Source organism: Brachybacterium sp. UNK5269, from assembly GCF_049266655.1.
In the GTDB taxonomy this organism is placed as follows: domain Bacteria; phylum Actinomycetota; class Actinomycetes; order Actinomycetales; family Dermabacteraceae; genus Brachybacterium.
The window spans coordinates 2,460,783-2,476,229 of the sequence record NZ_CP184883.1 but is presented as its reverse complement, the minus strand read 5'-3'; the positions used below and the strand labels follow the sequence as shown (position 1 = coordinate 2,476,229).

13 protein-coding genes are annotated in these 15,447 nt (G+C 72.4%); 9 read left to right on the top strand and 4 right to left on the bottom strand.

Annotated elements, in window-relative coordinates:
- Position 1: 1 nt before the first annotated feature.
- Both ACOJUI_RS11600 and ACOJUI_RS11595 read right to left on the bottom strand, forming a co-directional pair.
- Positions 2–253, bottom strand: a complete 252-nt coding sequence (locus ACOJUI_RS11600) for a hypothetical protein (protein ID WP_422115115.1) — start codon at positions 251–253, stop codon at positions 2–4.
- The gene (locus ACOJUI_RS11595; RefSeq protein ID WP_422115114.1) at positions 250–1,839 is read right to left on the bottom strand and encodes an acyl-CoA carboxylase subunit beta; all 1,590 of its coding nucleotides are present in this window, start codon (positions 1,837–1,839) and stop codon (positions 250–252) included. The genes ACOJUI_RS11600 and ACOJUI_RS11595 overlap by 4 nt, the downstream gene beginning before the upstream one ends.
- Before the next feature lie 138 nt (positions 1,840–1,977).
- On the opposite strand from ACOJUI_RS11595, the gene ACOJUI_RS11590 reads away from it, so the two are divergent.
- From ACOJUI_RS11590 to purE, 6 genes are all read left to right on the top strand, one after another.
- The gene (locus ACOJUI_RS11590; protein ID WP_422115113.1) at positions 1,978–2,892 is read left to right on the top strand and encodes a biotin--[acetyl-CoA-carboxylase] ligase; all 915 of its coding nucleotides are present in this window, start codon (positions 1,978–1,980) and stop codon (positions 2,890–2,892) included.
- Positions 2,889–4,091 (top strand): adenylate/guanylate cyclase domain-containing protein, encoded by a 1,203-nt coding sequence (locus tag ACOJUI_RS11585; protein ID WP_422115112.1) that lies wholly within the window; start codon positions 2,889–2,891, stop codon positions 4,089–4,091. The genes ACOJUI_RS11590 and ACOJUI_RS11585 overlap by 4 nt, the downstream gene beginning before the upstream one ends.
- Positions 4,092–4,170: 79 nt before the next feature.
- Positions 4,171–4,866: a response regulator transcription factor gene (locus tag ACOJUI_RS11580; protein WP_422115111.1), complete on the top strand. Its 696-nt coding sequence runs from the start codon at positions 4,171–4,173 to the stop codon at positions 4,864–4,866.
- A gap of 3 nt (positions 4,867–4,869) precedes the next feature.
- Positions 4,870–6,330: an ATP-binding protein gene (locus ACOJUI_RS11575; RefSeq protein ID WP_422115110.1), complete on the top strand. Its 1,461-nt coding sequence runs from the start codon at positions 4,870–4,872 to the stop codon at positions 6,328–6,330.
- A gap of 112 nt (positions 6,331–6,442) precedes the next feature.
- A complete protein-coding gene (locus tag ACOJUI_RS11570) occupies positions 6,443–7,576 on the top strand; it encodes a 5-(carboxyamino)imidazole ribonucleotide synthase (RefSeq protein WP_422117661.1) in 1,134 nt (377 codons plus the stop codon).
- Entirely contained in the window at positions 7,573–8,097 is a 525-nt protein-coding gene (purE, locus tag ACOJUI_RS11565; protein WP_422115109.1) for a 5-(carboxyamino)imidazole ribonucleotide mutase, read from the top strand. Before ACOJUI_RS11570 ends, purE begins: the two co-directional genes overlap by 4 nt.
- Positions 8,098–8,123: 26 nt before the next feature.
- Here the strand turns inward: purE and ACOJUI_RS11560 are convergent, their stop codons facing one another.
- Both ACOJUI_RS11560 and ACOJUI_RS11555 read right to left on the bottom strand, forming a co-directional pair.
- Complete coding sequence (locus tag ACOJUI_RS11560) at positions 8,124–8,984, bottom strand: ABC transporter ATP-binding protein (RefSeq protein WP_422115108.1); 861 nt, start codon at positions 8,982–8,984, stop codon at positions 8,124–8,126.
- Complete coding sequence (locus ACOJUI_RS11555; RefSeq protein WP_422115107.1) at positions 8,977–9,903, bottom strand: ABC transporter permease; 927 nt, start codon at positions 9,901–9,903, stop codon at positions 8,977–8,979. Before ACOJUI_RS11555 ends, ACOJUI_RS11560 begins: the two co-directional genes overlap by 8 nt.
- Before the next feature lie 100 nt (positions 9,904–10,003).
- On the opposite strand from ACOJUI_RS11555, the gene ACOJUI_RS11550 reads away from it, so the two are divergent.
- The 3 genes from ACOJUI_RS11550 (at position 10,004) to ACOJUI_RS11540 (ending at position 15,427) form a co-directional block, all read left to right on the top strand.
- Positions 10,004–10,768: a glycosyltransferase family 2 protein gene (locus ACOJUI_RS11550; protein WP_422115106.1), complete on the top strand. Its 765-nt coding sequence runs from the start codon at positions 10,004–10,006 to the stop codon at positions 10,766–10,768.
- A 279-nt stretch (positions 10,769–11,047) separates the two neighbouring features.
- Entirely contained in the window at positions 11,048–14,410 is a 3,363-nt protein-coding gene (locus ACOJUI_RS11545) for a glycosyltransferase (protein WP_422115105.1), read from the top strand.
- A gap of 6 nt (positions 14,411–14,416) precedes the next feature.
- Positions 14,417–15,427, top strand: a complete 1,011-nt coding sequence (locus ACOJUI_RS11540; protein WP_422115104.1) for a hypothetical protein — start codon at positions 14,417–14,419, stop codon at positions 15,425–15,427.
- The last annotated feature ends 20 nt before the right edge of the window (positions 15,428–15,447 follow it).

Sequence of the window (15,447 nt, the reverse complement as noted above, 5' to 3'; positions counted from 1 at the left end):
CTCAGCGGTCGGCGAACTGCCAGGCGGTGGGGGAGGCCTGGCTGCGCAGCCCGTGCGCGCGGGGGTGGGTGTGCACGGGCTCGCTCCAGGCGCCGGAGCCGGCGCCGCGGCCCTCGGCGAGGCTGCGCTCCTCCGCCTCGAGGCGGCTGGTGACGCTCATCGCGGAGACCACCACCGCGATCGCGGCCAGCTCGTCGTCCCGCAGCTCGCCGCGGACCAGCTGCACGTCGGTGGGACGGACCTGCGCGCTCACAGCGGGATGTTCCCGTGCTTCTTGGTGGGCAGGGAGTCGCGCTTGGTGCGCAGGGCGCGCAGGGCGCGGGCGACCTCGATGCGGGTGTCGGCGGGCCGGATGACGCCGTCGATCCAGCCCCGCTCGGCAGCGGTGTACGGGGTCGCGAACTGCTCCTCGTACTCCGCCTCGAAGCGGGCCCGCTCGGCCGCGACGTCCCCGCCCTGCTCGGCGACGGCGCGCAGGTCCCCGCGATGCAGGATGTTCACCGCGCCCTGGGAGCCCATCACCGCGATCTGGGCGGTGGGCCAGGCGAGGTTGATGTCGGCCCCGAGCTCCTTGGAGCCCATCACGATGTAGGCGCCGCCGTAGGCCTTGCGGGTGATCACGGTGACCAGCGGGACGGTGGCCTCGGCGTAGGCGTACAGCAGCTTCGCGCCGCGCCGGATGATGCCGCCGAACTCCTGGTCGGTGCCGGGCAGGAAGCCGGGCACGTCCACGAAGGTCAGCACCGGGATGTTGTTCGCATCGCACAGCCGCACGAACCGCGCCGCCTTCTCGGAGGCGTCGATGTCCAGGGTGCCCGCCAGGTGCGAGGGCTGGTTGGCGATGATGCCGACGCTGTAGCCCTCCACCCGGCCGAAGCCCACCAGCACGTTGCGGGCGAACAGTGGCTGGACCTCGAGGAACTCCCCGTCGTCGAGCACCGCGCGCAGCACGTCGAGCATGTCGTAGGGCTGGTTCGGCGAGTCGGGCACCAGCGTGTCCAGGGCGGTGTCGGCCGCGGTGCGGCCCTCCTCGAAGCGCACCGGGAAGGACGGCGCCGGGCTCAGCGTGTTCGCGGGCAGGTAGCTGAGCAGGTCCTTGACGTACTCGATCGCCTCGGCCTCGTCGGGCGCCATGTAGTGGGCCACCCCGGAGCGGCTGGAGTGGGTGCGCGCGCCGCCGAGCTCCTCGAAGCCGACGTCCTCGCCGGTGACCGCGCGGATCACATCGGGGCCGGTGATGAACATGTGGGAGGTCTTCTCGACCATCACGATGATGTCGGTCAGCGCGGGGGAGTAGACCGCGCCGCCGGCGGCCGGGCCCATGATCAGCGAGATCTGCGGGATCACGCCGGAGGCGCGGGTGTTGCGCCGGAAGATCCCGGCGAACATGGCCAGCGAGGCCACGCCCTCCTGGATCCGGGCGCCGCCGCCGTCGAGGATCCCGATGATCGGCACCCCGGTGCGCAGGGCGAGGTCCTGGACCTTCTGGATCTTGCGGCCGTGGGCCTCGCCGAGGGAGCCGCCGAAGACGGTGAAGTCCTGGGAGTAGACGCAGACCTGACGGCCGTCGATGGTGCCGTACCCGGTGACGATGCCGTCGCCGTCGGGCCGCTTGCGGTCGATGCCGTAGCCGCTGGCCTGGTGCCGCACGAAGCGGTCGGTCTCCACGAAGGAGCCGTCGTCCAGCAGGTCGGAGATCCGCTCCCGGGCGGTCTTCTTGCCCCGGGCGTGCTGCTTCTGGACCGCCACCTCATCGGCCGCGGAGACCGCGGCGGCATCACGCGCGCGCAGCTCCTCGAGTCGCTGGGCGGTGGTGAGCGGCCGCGGGGCGTCGGTCACAGAGCCTCCTGCGGCGGCCCGCCGGGCCGCCGTGAATCCGGGGGAAATCGAACATCGGGATACTACGCTACGCAGGCCCGGCGGGACCCGGCGGGTGGCCGCGGTCGACCGCGGCCGGGACGGGCAGGAGGGGGAGACGTGGAGCGTGCGAGCAGCTCCCGGGAGCGGACCACCCCGGCGGTCCATCGCCTGGGGACCGTCGGCTCCACCCAGGACGAGGCGACGATCCGCCTGGACGCCGGCGAGCGGACTCCGTTCACGCTCACCGCCCGCCAGCAGCGGGCCGGCCGCGGTCGGCTGGGACGGGCCTTCGCCAGCCCCGACGGGGCCAGCCTCTCCCTCACCCACGTCCACCGCAGCGCCCTGGCCCCCGCGCAGCGCGGCTGGTTCCCGCTCGCGGCCGGGGTCGCCGCACTGGACGCGCTGTCGGCGGTGCTCGGGGACGACGCCGCCGCAGACGGAGTCGCCCTGGGCCTGAAATGGCCCAACGACCTGCACACTGAGGACGGTCGCAAGCTCGGCGGGATCCTCGTCGAGGGCCGGGGCGCGGACGCCGTGCTGCTCGGGATCGGGATGAACCTCCGCGGCCCCGTCCGCCACCCGGACGGCACCGCGGTGCCCGGGGCCGCGTGGCTGTGGGGAGAGGGAGGAATCCGACCCGGCACCGCCCCGCCGCAGCAGGACACGGTGCGCGAGCAGCTCGAGGACGCGCTGGCCGCGGCCCTGGTCGAGGAGCTCGGGCGCCTCGAGTCCGCAGGAGGAGACGGCACCTCGGCCGGGCTGCGACAGCGCTACACTATGGCGTGCCTCACAGTCGGGCGCGCGGTGCGGATCGATCCCCTCGGGGAATCCGGCACGAGGGGAGCGCAGCCCGCCCCCCGGCACGGCGTGGCCCGGGGCATCGACGGGCACGGCAGACTGGTCCTCGACCTCGGGGGAGGTGACCAGGTGGCCGTGGACGTCGGGGACGTGAGGCATCTGCGGTCCGACGAATCCGTCCGGGCCACGACGGACGACGCAGCGGGCGTCGGCGAGGAGGAGCACGGCACGTGACCGGCGGCATGGACGACGAAGGACGCACCGCAGACCCGGTGGGCAGCACGAGCACCCCGGCCGAGCAGCCGGCGGCCTCGCTCGAACCCCAGCCGGGGGCGTCCCCGGAGCTGCCGGACCTCGACTCCCCGGAGCCGAGCGCGCACGTCGACCAGGAGATCCTCGACCTGAACCGCCGCTTCGCCGACGTGCGACGCAGCGTGGGCGCCCTCGAGAAGGTGCTGCTGCAGGGCTCGCGCAAGTTCTCCCGCCGCGACCTCGCCCAGCAGCAGGACATCCCCGAACGACTGACCAGCGTGTACTGGCGATCGCTGGGCTTCACCCCGGTGGACGAGGACACGGTGGTGTTCACCGAGGAGGATGCGTACTCCATCGGCGACCTCGCCGCGATCGTCGAGGACGGCGGGCTGTCCGAGCGCGCCTTCGAGAGCATCACCCGCGGGCTCGGTTTCCACATGGGGCGGCTGGCGATGTGGATCACCGAGGCCCTGGTGGACGAGGCCAAGCACTCCGAGGGCATGGGCGACTCGGAGGCGCGCCAGCACATGCTCGACGCCCTGCCCGAGCTGCTCGAGACCTTCGAGTCGCAGGTCATGTTCGCCTTCCGCCGGCAGCTGGCGGCCACCGCGGCCCGGGCCGGCTCCGAGGTGCTGCACCGCGACACCGATGAGCTGTTCCCGCTGCAGCGGGCGGTGGGCTTCGCGGACCTGGTGCAGTTCACCCGCCTCGCCCAGGAGCTGCCGGGGGCCGAGCTGGCCGACATGGTCGGTCGCTTCGAGTCCATCAGCCGCGACATCATCTCCGTCGGCGGCGGCCGGGTGGTCAAGACCGTCGGCGACGAGATCATGTTTCTCGCCGACACCCCCGAGGACGGCGCCCAGATCGCGGTCAGCCTCGCCGAGGCCATCACCGCCGCCACCGACCTGCCGCCGGTGCGGGTGGGCCTGGCCTGGGGGCAGATGTTCTCCCGCTACGGCGACGTCTTCGGTCCCCGCGTCAACCTCGCCGCGCGGATGGAGTCCGTGGCCCGCCCCGGCACGGTCGCCGTCGACGACGCCACCGGCCGCGCCGTGGCCCGGGCGCTGCCCGGCGGATTCGCCCTCAGCGAGGGGGAGGACCACGAGCTGCACGGGATCGGGACGGTCCGGGTCCAGGAGATGACCCGGGACCGCTCGGCGCCGCTGGACCTGGACCTGTGAGGCCGTCTGCGCAGCGGGCCGACCCGCGCCGCCGCCGGTCCCGGGGCCGGCGGAGCGGCCGGGACGTAGGATGGACCGCGTGACACGACTGCTTCTCGTCGAGGACGACTCCGCCATCGCTGAACCCCTCTCCCGGGCGCTGGACCGGGAGGGCTACACCGTGACCCGTGCGTCGCGGGGGATCGACGCGCTCGCGATCGCCGCCGGACCCGAGCCGATCGATGTCGTGATCCTCGATCTCGGCCTGCCGGACCTCGACGGGCTGGAGGTCGCGCGCCGGCTGCGCAAGGGCGGACTGGAGTCGCCGATCCTGATCCTCACCGCCCGGGCCGACGAGGTCGACGCGGTGGTGGGGCTGGACGCCGGCGCCGACGACTACGTCACCAAGCCCTTCCGCCTCGGCGAGCTGCAGGCGCGCATCCGCGCCCTCATCCGGCGCTCCCAGACCAGCGAGGAGTCCGGTGGCAGCTTCGACGTCAACGGGGTCTCGCTGGACGTCGCGGCCCGCCGGGCCTACGCGGACGGCGAGGAGCTGAGCCTGTCCGCGAAGGAGTACGACCTGCTCACGGTGCTGGTGCGCGAGTCCGGCAGCGTGGTCACCCGCGACGACCTGATGCGGGAGGTGTGGGGCGCCGAATGGTGGGGCTCCACCAAGACCCTGGACATGCACGTCTCGTGGCTGCGTCGCAAGCTCGGCGACGACGCCACCGATCCCCGCCGCATCACGACGGTGAGGGGAGTCGGCTTCCGCTTCGAGACCGGCGCGGAGAGCTGATCCGTGCGGCAGCGAGTGCTGCAGGCCACCATCATCACCGTGCTGCTGGTCGTGCTCATGCTCGGCATCCCGCTGGGCTACTCCTGGTTGAACCTGACCAAGCAGAACCTCAGCAACCGGGCCAACGCCATCGTCGATCTGGTCCGCATCGACACCGAGGCCCGGCTGCAGGACAACCGCCCGATCGACGAGGCGCTGCTGCAGCGCCGGATCGACGAGCAGCCCGATCTGGACATCGCGATCTCGGTGGTCTACGAGGACGAGACCATCACCGCGGGTGACCCGCCCGGGGAGAACGCGATCCAGACCTACACCACGGGCGCCTCCGGGCAGTCGATCACCCTGTACATCCCGCAGTCCGACGTGCGCTCCCACACCGCGAGCGCCTGGGTGCTGATGACGGTGGCCGGGCTGGCCGCCCTGTCCATCGGCGCCTCGGTGGCGCTGTGGCAGGCGCAGCGGATCTCGATGCCGCTGGCCCGGCTGAGCCGGCGCGCCGAGGAGATGGGCGCCGGCCGCGCCCGCGGCACCTGGCAGCCCTCCGGCATCGTCGAGATCGACGACGTCGCCGAGGAGCTCTCCCGCTCCGGGGCGATGCTCGCCGAGCGGCTCGAGGCGGAGAGCCGCCTGGCCTCCGACGCCTCCCACCAGCTGCGCACCCCGCTGACCGCGCTCTCCATGCGACTGGACGAGATCCTCGCCACCAGCTCCGAGGAATGGGTGCGCGAGGAGGCCCGCATCTCCCTCGAGCAGATCGACCGCCTCACCGAGGTGGTGCACGACCTGATCAACGCCCCGCGCTCCTCCCACCGCCGCACCCCGGGGGTGGTCGAGCTGCGCAGCGTCTTCACCCAGCAGAGCGAGGAGTGGTCGCCCGCCTACCGCCGGGCCGGTCGCGAGCTGCGCATCCAGGTGCCGCGCAGCGCCGCGGTCTGGGGATCGGCCGGACCGCTCACCCAGGTCATCGCCACCCTCATCGAGAACGCGCTGGTCCACGGCGACGGCCGCACCACCGTGAAGGTGCGCCGCAACGACCACTCCACGGTGGTCGAGGTCGCCGACGAGGGCGGTGGCATCGACCCCGAGCTCGGCGCGCGGATCTTCGAGCGCTCGGTCTCCGGGCGCAGCTCCCGGGGCACCGGGGTGGGCCTGGCGCTGGCCCGTACCCTGGTCGAGGACGACGGCGGCCGCCTCGAGCTGCTCACCGAGAAGCCCGCGACCTTCGGCGTCTTCCTCATCACCGCCCCCGGCGACGACGAGCTGCCCGAGGATTTCGCCGACGGCGACGCCGAGGACCGCACCGAGCGGGGGCTGCGCGGGGGCCGGCTCGGCCGCGGCCCGCGCAGCCGGCGCGGCACCGCCGCGGTCGGCGGCGGCCAGCGGGGCCGCTCGGCCGGCGGCGACAGCTTCGACTCCCTGCCGCAGGGGTCCGTGGTGCCGCGCCGGCCGCGCTCGCGCTCCTGATCTCAGTACACTGACCGCCGTGTCCGCCACCGCCTCCCGCCCCGATCCCTCCCCCTCCGCCTCCGTCGGCGCCCGCCGCATCGGCATCGTCGGCGCCGGCCAGCTGGCCCGGATGATGCTGGGCCCGGCGATCGAGCTGGGCCTGACCACACCGGTGCTCGCCACGGATCCCGCCGAGAGCGCCGCCCAGGTCGCCGCGCAGGTGCGGCTCGGCCGCCATGACGACCAGGAGGCCGTGCAGGCCCTGGCCGCCGCGGTGGACGTCCTCACCTTCGACCACGAGCACGTGCCCGCCGCGATCCTGCAGGACCTGGAGGCCCGGGGGGAGACCGCGGTGCGCCCGGGACCGTCGGCCCTCGTGCACGCCCAGGACAAGCTCGTCATGCGCGAGCGCCTCACCGCGCTCGGCCACCCCTGCCCCCGCTGGTGGCGGATCACCTCCGCGCAGGACCTCGCGGACGCGCTCGCCGAGGCCGGGGGCCGGCTGGTCGTCAAGACCCCGCGGGGCGGTTACGACGCCCACGGGGTGCGGATCATCGAGGACGCGCCGGAGGCGCAGGACTGGCTCGCCGAGCACGGCGAGCTGCTCGCCGAGGAGCTGGTGCCCTTCACCCGCGAGCTCTCCGCCCAGGTCGCCCGCCGGCCCGGGGGAGAGGCAATGGCCTACCCCGTGGTGCAGTCGGTGCAGAAGGACGGCGTCTGCTACGAGGTCGTCGCCCCCGCGCCCGGCCTCGACGCCGCGGCCCAGCAGCGCATCCAGGAGCTGGCGCTGACGATCGCCGAGGACCTCGGCGTGACCGGCATGCTCGCCGTCGAGCTGTTCGAGACCGCGGACGGCGAGGTGCTCGTCAACGAGCTCGCCATGCGCCCCCACAACACCGGGCACTGGTCCATGGACGGCGCCGTGACCGGACAGTTCGAGCAGCACCTGCGAGCCGTCGCGGACCTCCCGCTGGGCTCCACGACGCCGCTCGCCCCGGTCTGCGTGATGGTCAACCTGCTGGGCGGCTCCGCGGAGGACCTCGCCCCCGGGGCGCAGGCCGCCCTGGCCGCCGATCCCGCGCTGAAGCTCCACCTCTACGGCAAGTCCGTGCGCCCCGGCCGCAAGCTCGGCCACGTCACGCTGCTCGGGGACGACGCCGAGCAGCTGCTCGAGCGCGCCCACCGCGCCGAGCGCCTCATCATCGACGGCCCCCTCACCGGCGCCGAGACCACCGACGCCGTCCTGCAGGGAGATGCCCGATGACCACCGACCGCACCGCGTCCCGCCCCCTGGTGGGCATCGTCATGGGCTCCGACTCCGACTATCCCGTGATGCGGGCCGCCGAGGAGGCGCTCGCCGAGTTCGGCATCGAGGTCGAGGTCGACGTCGTCTCCGCCCACCGCATGCCCGAGGACATGGTCGCCTGGGGCCGCTCCGCCGCCGAGCGCGGCCTGCGCGTGGTGATCGCCGGGGCCGGCGGCGCCGCGCACCTGCCCGGGATGCTCGCCTCCCTCACCCCGCTGCCGGTGATCGGGGTGCCGGTGCCGCTCAAGCATCTCGACGGGATGGACTCCCTGCTCTCCATCGTGCAGATGCCCGCCGGGGTGCCGGTGGCGACCGTGTCCATCGGCGGGGCCCGCAACGCCGGGCTGCTGGCCGCGCGCATCCTCGCGGCCGGAGGCGACGAGCACGCCGCGCGGCTGCGCGAGCGGATGGTCGCCTTCCAGGCCGAGCTGCGCGAGATCGCGATGGCCAAGGGAGAGGCGCTGCGGGCGTCGCGCTGAGCGGTCGCCGCGCCGCGGCCGGGCTCCTACCGCAGCTTCGCGCCGGACGAGGCGTCGGAGCGGCCCTCGACGAAGTCGTGATAGGCGTCGGCGACCTCGTCGACGTCGCCGTCGGCGACCAGCACGCCCTTGTCGATCCAGAGCGCCCGCGTGCACATGGCCCGTACGGAGGCCAGGGAGTGCGACACGAAGAACACCGTTCCGGCCTGCTCCCGGATCTCCTCGATCCGCGCCGTGCTCTTCTTGCGGAACGACGCGTCACCCGTGGCCAGCGCCTCGTCGATCATGAGGATGTCGGGCGTGCGGATCGTGGAGATCGCGAACCGCAGCCGGGAGGCCATGCCCGAGGAGTAGGAGCTCATCGGCAGGTACAGGAAGTCGCCGAGCTCCGCGAAATCGGCGACCCCCGGGATGTTCGCCCGCACCTCCTTGGTGCTGAGCCCCAGGGCGAGACCGCCGATCATGATGTTGCGCTCCCCGGTCAGTCGGGGCAGCAGGGCGGCGTTCACGCCGAGCAGCTCCGGCTCGGCGGAGGTGAAGACCCGCCCGGACGTCGGAGGGAGCAGCCCCGCCACGGCCCGCAGCAGCGTCGACTTCCCCGATCCGTTGGTCCCCAGGATGCCGATCGACTCCCCGTGATGGGCCACGAACGACACCCCGCGCACGGCGGGGACCTCGGTGATCGGCCCGGTATCGGGACGGCCCAGGCTGACCGCCTTGTCCCAGAGGGAGCTCCGCTCCTTGGTGGTGCCACCGCGACGGGCGCCGAACACCCGGTAGGTGATGTGCAGGTCGTCGACCAGGACGGAGGGGGGACCGAGGGGCTTGCGCGGCGCGCGCTTCGGGAGGTTCTCCGGGTCGATCTCGTAATCGGTGTCCTCAGTCACGACCGTAGGTCTCCTCTGCGCGCCAGAAGTACAGGAATCCGATGGCGAAGATGCCCACCGCCCAGGCAGTGGCCTCGAGCCAGAGACTCGCCGTCATCGGGATCATGGGCTCGTTGCCGAACACGGCCCGGAACAGCTCCAGGAAGACAGCGACCGGCTGATGCAGCAGGAGCGGCTTCAACCAGAGGCCGTCCGGGACCATCGCCTCGATCAGGAACATGGCGCCGGAAGCATACCGGCCGAGCGTCAGGATGAAGGGCATCGCATTGGCGATGTCAGGCGCTCGGGCCCCGAGTCGCGCGAAGAACAGAGCGACTCCCGACGAGAACACGGCGAGCAGGATGGCGGCGAACGGCAGCAGGAGCCAGGACCAGGTGGGCAGGACCGGACCCATTCCCGGCAGCAGGCCGGTCACCATGGCCACCACCGCCATCGCCACCAGGATCGGAGCGAACATCACCGTCTCGGTCATGACCGTCGCGAGCGGGACCACCGCGCGAGGGAATCGGTGGGAGCGGATCAGCATCAGGTTGGCCGGGATCGAGTTCAGCCCCGACATCACCGATGTCTGGAACAGCGTGTAGGTGAACGTCCCGATCGTGATGAAGGCCGCACGGTTGTCGATCCCGGGGGCACTGGACTGGAAGAGGAACCCGAAGATGATGACGTACACCGCTGCGTCGAGGATCGGGCGCAGCACTGCCCATGCCTGCCCCAGGTACGAGCCCTGGTTGCGCGAGTAGGCCCGGGACGCGGAGAGGTTCCAGATGAAGGAGCGTCGCTCCCACACCTGCTTGATGTACCGGCCCAAGGGAGGCCGGAGTCCCATCTCCTGCAGTCCTGCTCGCTCCGCGAGCGCTTCGGTCTCCGCGGAGGTGAGGCGCGGAGCGAGGGGTAGCTGCGCCTTCTGGTCTGCCAAGTTCGTTCTCCTCCAGCCGGACGGGCCCCGCGGGCGGCGCCGTCTTGCGGCATCGGTATGATCGTGCGTCATGACTGTCGCAAGAGAACCACATCCGCTGGTGACAGTCGTCATACCGGTCTTCAACGGCGCACGGACCCTGCGTCAGTCGGTCCTCAGCGTACTCGATCAGACATGCCGGGATCTCGAGCTGGTGGTCGTCGACGACGGCTCCACGGACGAGACGGCAGACATCGTCGAGGAGCTCGCGCGGCACGACGGGCGGGTGCGGCTCGTGCGTCGTCCGCGCAGCGGCGGTCCCGCGGCGGCCCGCAACACCGGGATCGCGAGCGGCAGGGGCCGGTTCATCGCGTTCTGCGATGCGGACGACCTCTGGCTCCCCAGCAAGCTGGAGCGACAGCTCGTTCTCGCCGAGTTGAGCGATGCGGCGCTCGTGTACTGCGGCTACCACCGCGTCGATGCGAGCTTCGCGGGGTCCGCCGCGGACTTCGTCCCCGAGGGCCGCGTGGTGCACGTCCCGACCCGCCTCTCCCACGCCGACCTCCTGCGCCGCAACGTGATCGGGAACCTGACCGCGGTGGTCGACACCCATCGGACCGGCCCGGTGTCGATGCCCGACGTCCCGGGCGCCGAGGACTGGGCGCTGTGGCTGCGCATCGTCCGCGCCGGCGGCACGGCGGTCGGGATCGACGAACCGCTCGCCCTGTACCGCGCCGCCCAGCTGGGCTCGCACTCCGCCGACCGCTCGCGGGCGGTGCGTGCGGTGTGGCAGGTGCTGCGGCAGCAGGAGGAGCTTCCCGTGTGGAGTGCCGCCGTGCATCTGGTCACCAGCGCCGTAGCGGCGCTGCGCAAGAACCGGATCTAGCTCACGCGCGTGGCTAGACTGCACGGCACCATGATCCTGATCTGCGTGAACGAGGTCGTCGGACCGACCGGGCAGCCCGGATGCGCGGTGGACACCGCGGATGTGCGGGCGCTCGACGCGGAGCGCTGCGCCTGCGGCCAGCGGGTCGGAGCGGCCCGGACAGGTAGCCCGGGGCGCCCGAGCGGGTCGGTCACCGCCCGGAGCCATCGGGTGCGGCGCAGTGGGTCCAGGGGACGTCAGGTCCTGAACGAATGCAATCCGAGGAAGGTCGTCACCTGAATGATCGTGATCTGCTCCAACGAGGTTGCCGGGCCCACCGGCTATCACAAGTCGGTCGTGCAGCTGGCCAACGGTCTGCGCGCGGCGGGGTATCCGGTGGCGGTGATGGGCTTCCTGGGCACCGGGGACGTGGCCGACCGGATGCTGCCGCGGTGGCCGCTGGACCTGGAGGTCCCCGCCTTCACGCTGAGGACGCTCCCGGCGGACGGCGGCAGGCTGCTGCACCGCAACGTCCATGCGGAGCTGTCGGGGAGCCTGGGCGCCCTGCGGTACGAGTTCACGGGCAACGAGCTGGCCGCACTGAGGGACCTGAACGCGGCGCTCACCGGCGAGGACACGATCATCTTCACCGCTCCGGTGCAGGTCCTGGCCTTCCAGCACGCGCTGGGTGATGACGAGCGGCGCCCGAGGACGGTGCTCCAGATCCACGGCGACTACCTCCATCACGCGGAGCTGTGGGAGCCGCTGATGTCGACGCGGGGCATGATCGACCGGCTCCAGACCGTCGCCGACGGCCTGCGGAAGCAGTTCATCCCGACCTTCGACGAGTCCGACGTGGTCTTCATCCCGAACTTCCCCGGCGAGAGCCCGGGCACGGTGCAGCGGGTCGAGCACGAGGGCGTGAACATCGCCCTGCCGGCCTCGTTCCAGCACCGCAAGAACCAGCTCGACGCGGTGCGCGCGCTGTCACGGATCGACGACGAGTCCGTGCACCTGACGCTGTGGGGCAACATCAGCCCGCTGAACCCCTACTTCATCGCGGTCCAGGAGCTGATCGAGCATCTGGGGCTGTCGGACCGGGTACGGATCCCGGGGTTCGGCACGGAGCACGACGTGTACTCCACCGCCGACATCGTCCTGATGACGTCGCTGTCCGAGGGGTTCCCGTACCCGCTGCTGGAGGCGATGTACCAGGGCCGTCCGACGATCTCCTACGACTTCGACTTCGGGCCCCGGGAGGCGATCGAGGACGGGGGCAGCGGGTACATCGTGCCCCTCGGCGACGTCGAGCAGCTGGCCGAGCGCCTGCGGGAGCTCGCCGCGGACGCCTCGCTGCGGGAGCGGTTCGGGCGCCGCGCCCGGCAGCGGTACGACGAACGGTTCGCTCCGGCGGCCGTCGCCGAGCAGTACCGTCGTTTCCTCGGCCCGCACGACGCGCCGATCGACCTGGCGCAGGTGTTCTCCACCGACGGCATCGAGCCGATCGCCGTCGACGAGATCACCCACCGGGTGCGGCGCTCCGGTGGTCGGCGTCTCCATCAGGTCGCCGTCCAGTCCCCGACCGTCCTCCACGACGTCGAGGTCGACGACGGCGGGCGCATCACGCGCCCCCGGGTGCGCCGTCAGGGCGACGGCACCGTCATCGAGTTCCTCGCCGGCGGCCACGGGGTCGTCTCCTACAGCACCCGGCCGGGCTCGCAGGACCGCCATTACCTGGCCGGTCCCGCGGACGGTGACGCGCTCCCGGTGCTGCCCCGCCTGCGCCGTGACGCGGACTACGCGGACGCGGACCCGATCGCCCGCGACACGATCTTCGCCGCTCGCGGTGGTGCACGGCACGTCTCGTGGCACACCACGCCGGATGCGCTCGCGACCTTCGGGACCGACGCCGTCGAGGCGGTCACCTGGAAGCTGCGCCAGCTCATGCCCGCGCCGAAGCCACGCAGCGCATCCCCCGGGCAGACGTCAGCCGCCGCGCCGACCACCGCCCCGAGCGCGGACGCCGCGACGACGGCCCCCGAGCCCGCGGCGAGCCCGTCCTCCTCGTCGAACCGGCTGAGCGGCGTGGGGAAGGCCATCGGGCTCCCGGCGCAGGCGATGGGCTCGGTCGGACGGGTGGCGGCGACGTACGCCAGAACCGCCCTGACAGAACTGACCCGAGCGGTGGCGGTCAACCCGTCGCTGCCGACCCGTCGCGAGATCACCCGGCATCCGTGGTTCCCGGTGACGTCGGGCGTGGACAACTTCGGGTCCCCGATCAATCGGACCGGCGGGGTCGAGGTGGCCAACGGCGGCACCGCCGAACGGCCGGCGGTGAGCATCCAGGGAGAGTACGACTGGCTGCTGCTGCGCGACGGGGCCTCCCAGCGGCGGGTCACGCCGCCATGGTCCTACGGGGAGCTCTTCGAGCGGATCTGCGCCGCCGAACGCGACCACGGCCTGTTCGACATCACCGCTGCCGGTGGGGTCCACGTGTGGGAGCTGGGGCGTTCTGCGCTGGTCATCCAGCTCGCCGAGGCGGCAGGACTGTGGGGCGCCGCGTCCGCTGTCGGGGCTCCGGTCCAGGACGTGTATGCAGGCAGCAAGCGACTCACCTCGGCGCCGAAGACGCGCACCGTCGTGTTCGACTACGCGCGACGGGGGCAGAGCGGCTACCGCACCGCCCCGTTCGTGGACGACCGGACGCTCTTCGTCGTGCAGCCCGGTGCCGATGGCTACCCCGACGTCGACGAGACGAACCTGGTCTACCCCTTCGCCGAGTTCACCCGGTGGAAGCAGGACTGGCGGCGCCGCTGGGCCCACCTGCGGGTCCCGGAGGTGGATGCCCGCCCCTTCGAGGCGGCGCTGACCGAGGCCCTCGGCATCCAGGTCGATCTCGGCGATCATCTCCGCAACCGGCTGGCGAAGTTCCTCGCCGAACGAGAGTTCTGGACGCCCGTCTTCGAACGCGTCGAGCCCGAGGAGGTCCTCCTCGCCTCGAGCCACTGGTGGGCCGGCATCGCCGCCGCGGCCGACCGCTCCGGCGCCCGCGTCTCGGACATCCAGTACGCACTGACCAGCCGGTACGCGCCCAGCTTCTGGTTCGGGCAGAAGCCGCACTATGGAGCGACCCGCTTCTACGCCTGGTCGGACTACTGGGCGCAGCGCACCAATGTCTACGAGGAGCACGTCGTGGTCCCGCGCGAGCAGCCCGAGCTGACGTCCGCCATCGCGGACCCGCCCAGCGGCGACCCCGTCTGGGACGTCTGCATCATCTCCCAGCCGCGCGTGCTGCGGCGGATCCTCGCCTTCGTCCAGGACCTGGTCCGGGAGCGTCCGGAGCTGCGCGTCGTGATCGCCCCGCACCCGGCGCAGCGCACGATCATCGACCAGAAGCTGGCGGCGGCCGGTCTCGAGACCTCGGTGGAGGTGGCCGCGCAGGACACCCTGACCACGATCGCTCGCTCGGGGCTGAGCGTGGGGACCTTCTCCACCTCGCTGTGGGAGTCCGCGGCGCTGGGGCGTCCGACCTACGTGATCGAGGTGCCCGGGTACGAGGAGACCCTCGAGGACATCGAGTCCGGGCTGTTCCGGCTGGCCCGTTCACCGCATGACCTGGTCCCGTACGACGTGCCTGCGACGCGCCACGGCATCTTCGGCTGAGCGCACATGGACATCCAGAACCACTACTACGGCCACAGCGCGGCGCTGGCTCAGCACGCCGGGCTCCGCTCCGTCCGGCACATCGACGGGCTCGTCCAGCACGGATGGACGGTCCGCTCACCCTCCCTGGTCCACTTCTCGGATTTCGCCCGACTGCCGCGGACGGCGCGTCGCCTGGTGTGGAGCCACGCCGCCCGCGGATGGGATCCAGCCACGGACCCGTTCGAGACCGCCCCCATCGGTGCCCCCTTCCTCTACCTGAGCGCCCTGACCGCCGACCGGCCCATCGCCCCGCTGGAGGCCACGGTCGCGTTCCCCGTCCACGACACCCGCCTGGTGAAGCTCGAGCACGATGACGCCGTCCTCGCCCGCGAGCTCGCCGAGCGCGACGGCCCCTCGGTGGTCTGCCTGCACCCCGAGGACCTCGATCGCCCCGAGAAGCTCCGGGTCTGGATCGAGCACGGGCACCGCGTGGTCAGCGCCGGCGAACGCCGGGACCCGCAGTTCCTCGGCCGGATCCTGCGGCTGGTCCGAGGGGCGCGCCGCGTGGTCTCCAACCAGCTCTCCACCGCCGTCGTCTACGCCGCCGCCGAAGGCACCCCGACGGCGGTCTACGGCTCGGACGTCTCCATCGGTGCGCTGGGCACCGAGGTGTCACGGCGGACCAGGGATCTGTGGCCGGAGTTCCATGAGGACGCCGACGACCAGGTCCGCAGGGCCGTCGCCCTCGCCGAGCTGGGTCACCAGCACCTGCTGGACCCGCACGCCCTCCGGACCGCCCTGGGCTGGGACCACCGGCGGCCCGGGCCGTTCCTCAGCTACTGGGCGGGGGCGCCGCTGCGCAAGGCCGGCGCCGTGCTGGGCGTGGTGAAGAGACCCGAGGGCGCCCAGGACGCCGGATCAGGGGCGTCGCCGCTGGTGTTCCTGCGTCACCCGCTGAGCCATCTCCCGGGCGCTCTGCCCCGGGTGCCGGGCCGTGACGCCCTCCTGCCGGAACCCCTGGTCCCCGCACCGTGACACCGCAGGGCTCGTCGCCC

What these genes read in the sequence shown, in the direction of transcription:
- purE (WP_422115109.1), top strand. Translation starts at nt 7,573, where the DNA reads ATGACCACCGACCGCACCGCGTCCCGCCCCCTGGTGGGCATCGTCATG.
- ACOJUI_RS11540 (WP_422115104.1), top strand. Translation starts at nt 14,417, where the DNA reads ATGGACATCCAGAACCACTACTACGGCCACAGCGCGGCGCTGGCTCAG.
- ACOJUI_RS11545 (WP_422115105.1), top strand. Translation starts at nt 11,048, where the DNA reads ATGATCGTGATCTGCTCCAACGAGGTTGCCGGGCCCACCGGCTATCAC.
- ACOJUI_RS11570 (WP_422117661.1), top strand. Translation starts at nt 6,443, where the DNA reads ATGATGCTGGGCCCGGCGATCGAGCTGGGCCTGACCACACCGGTGCTC.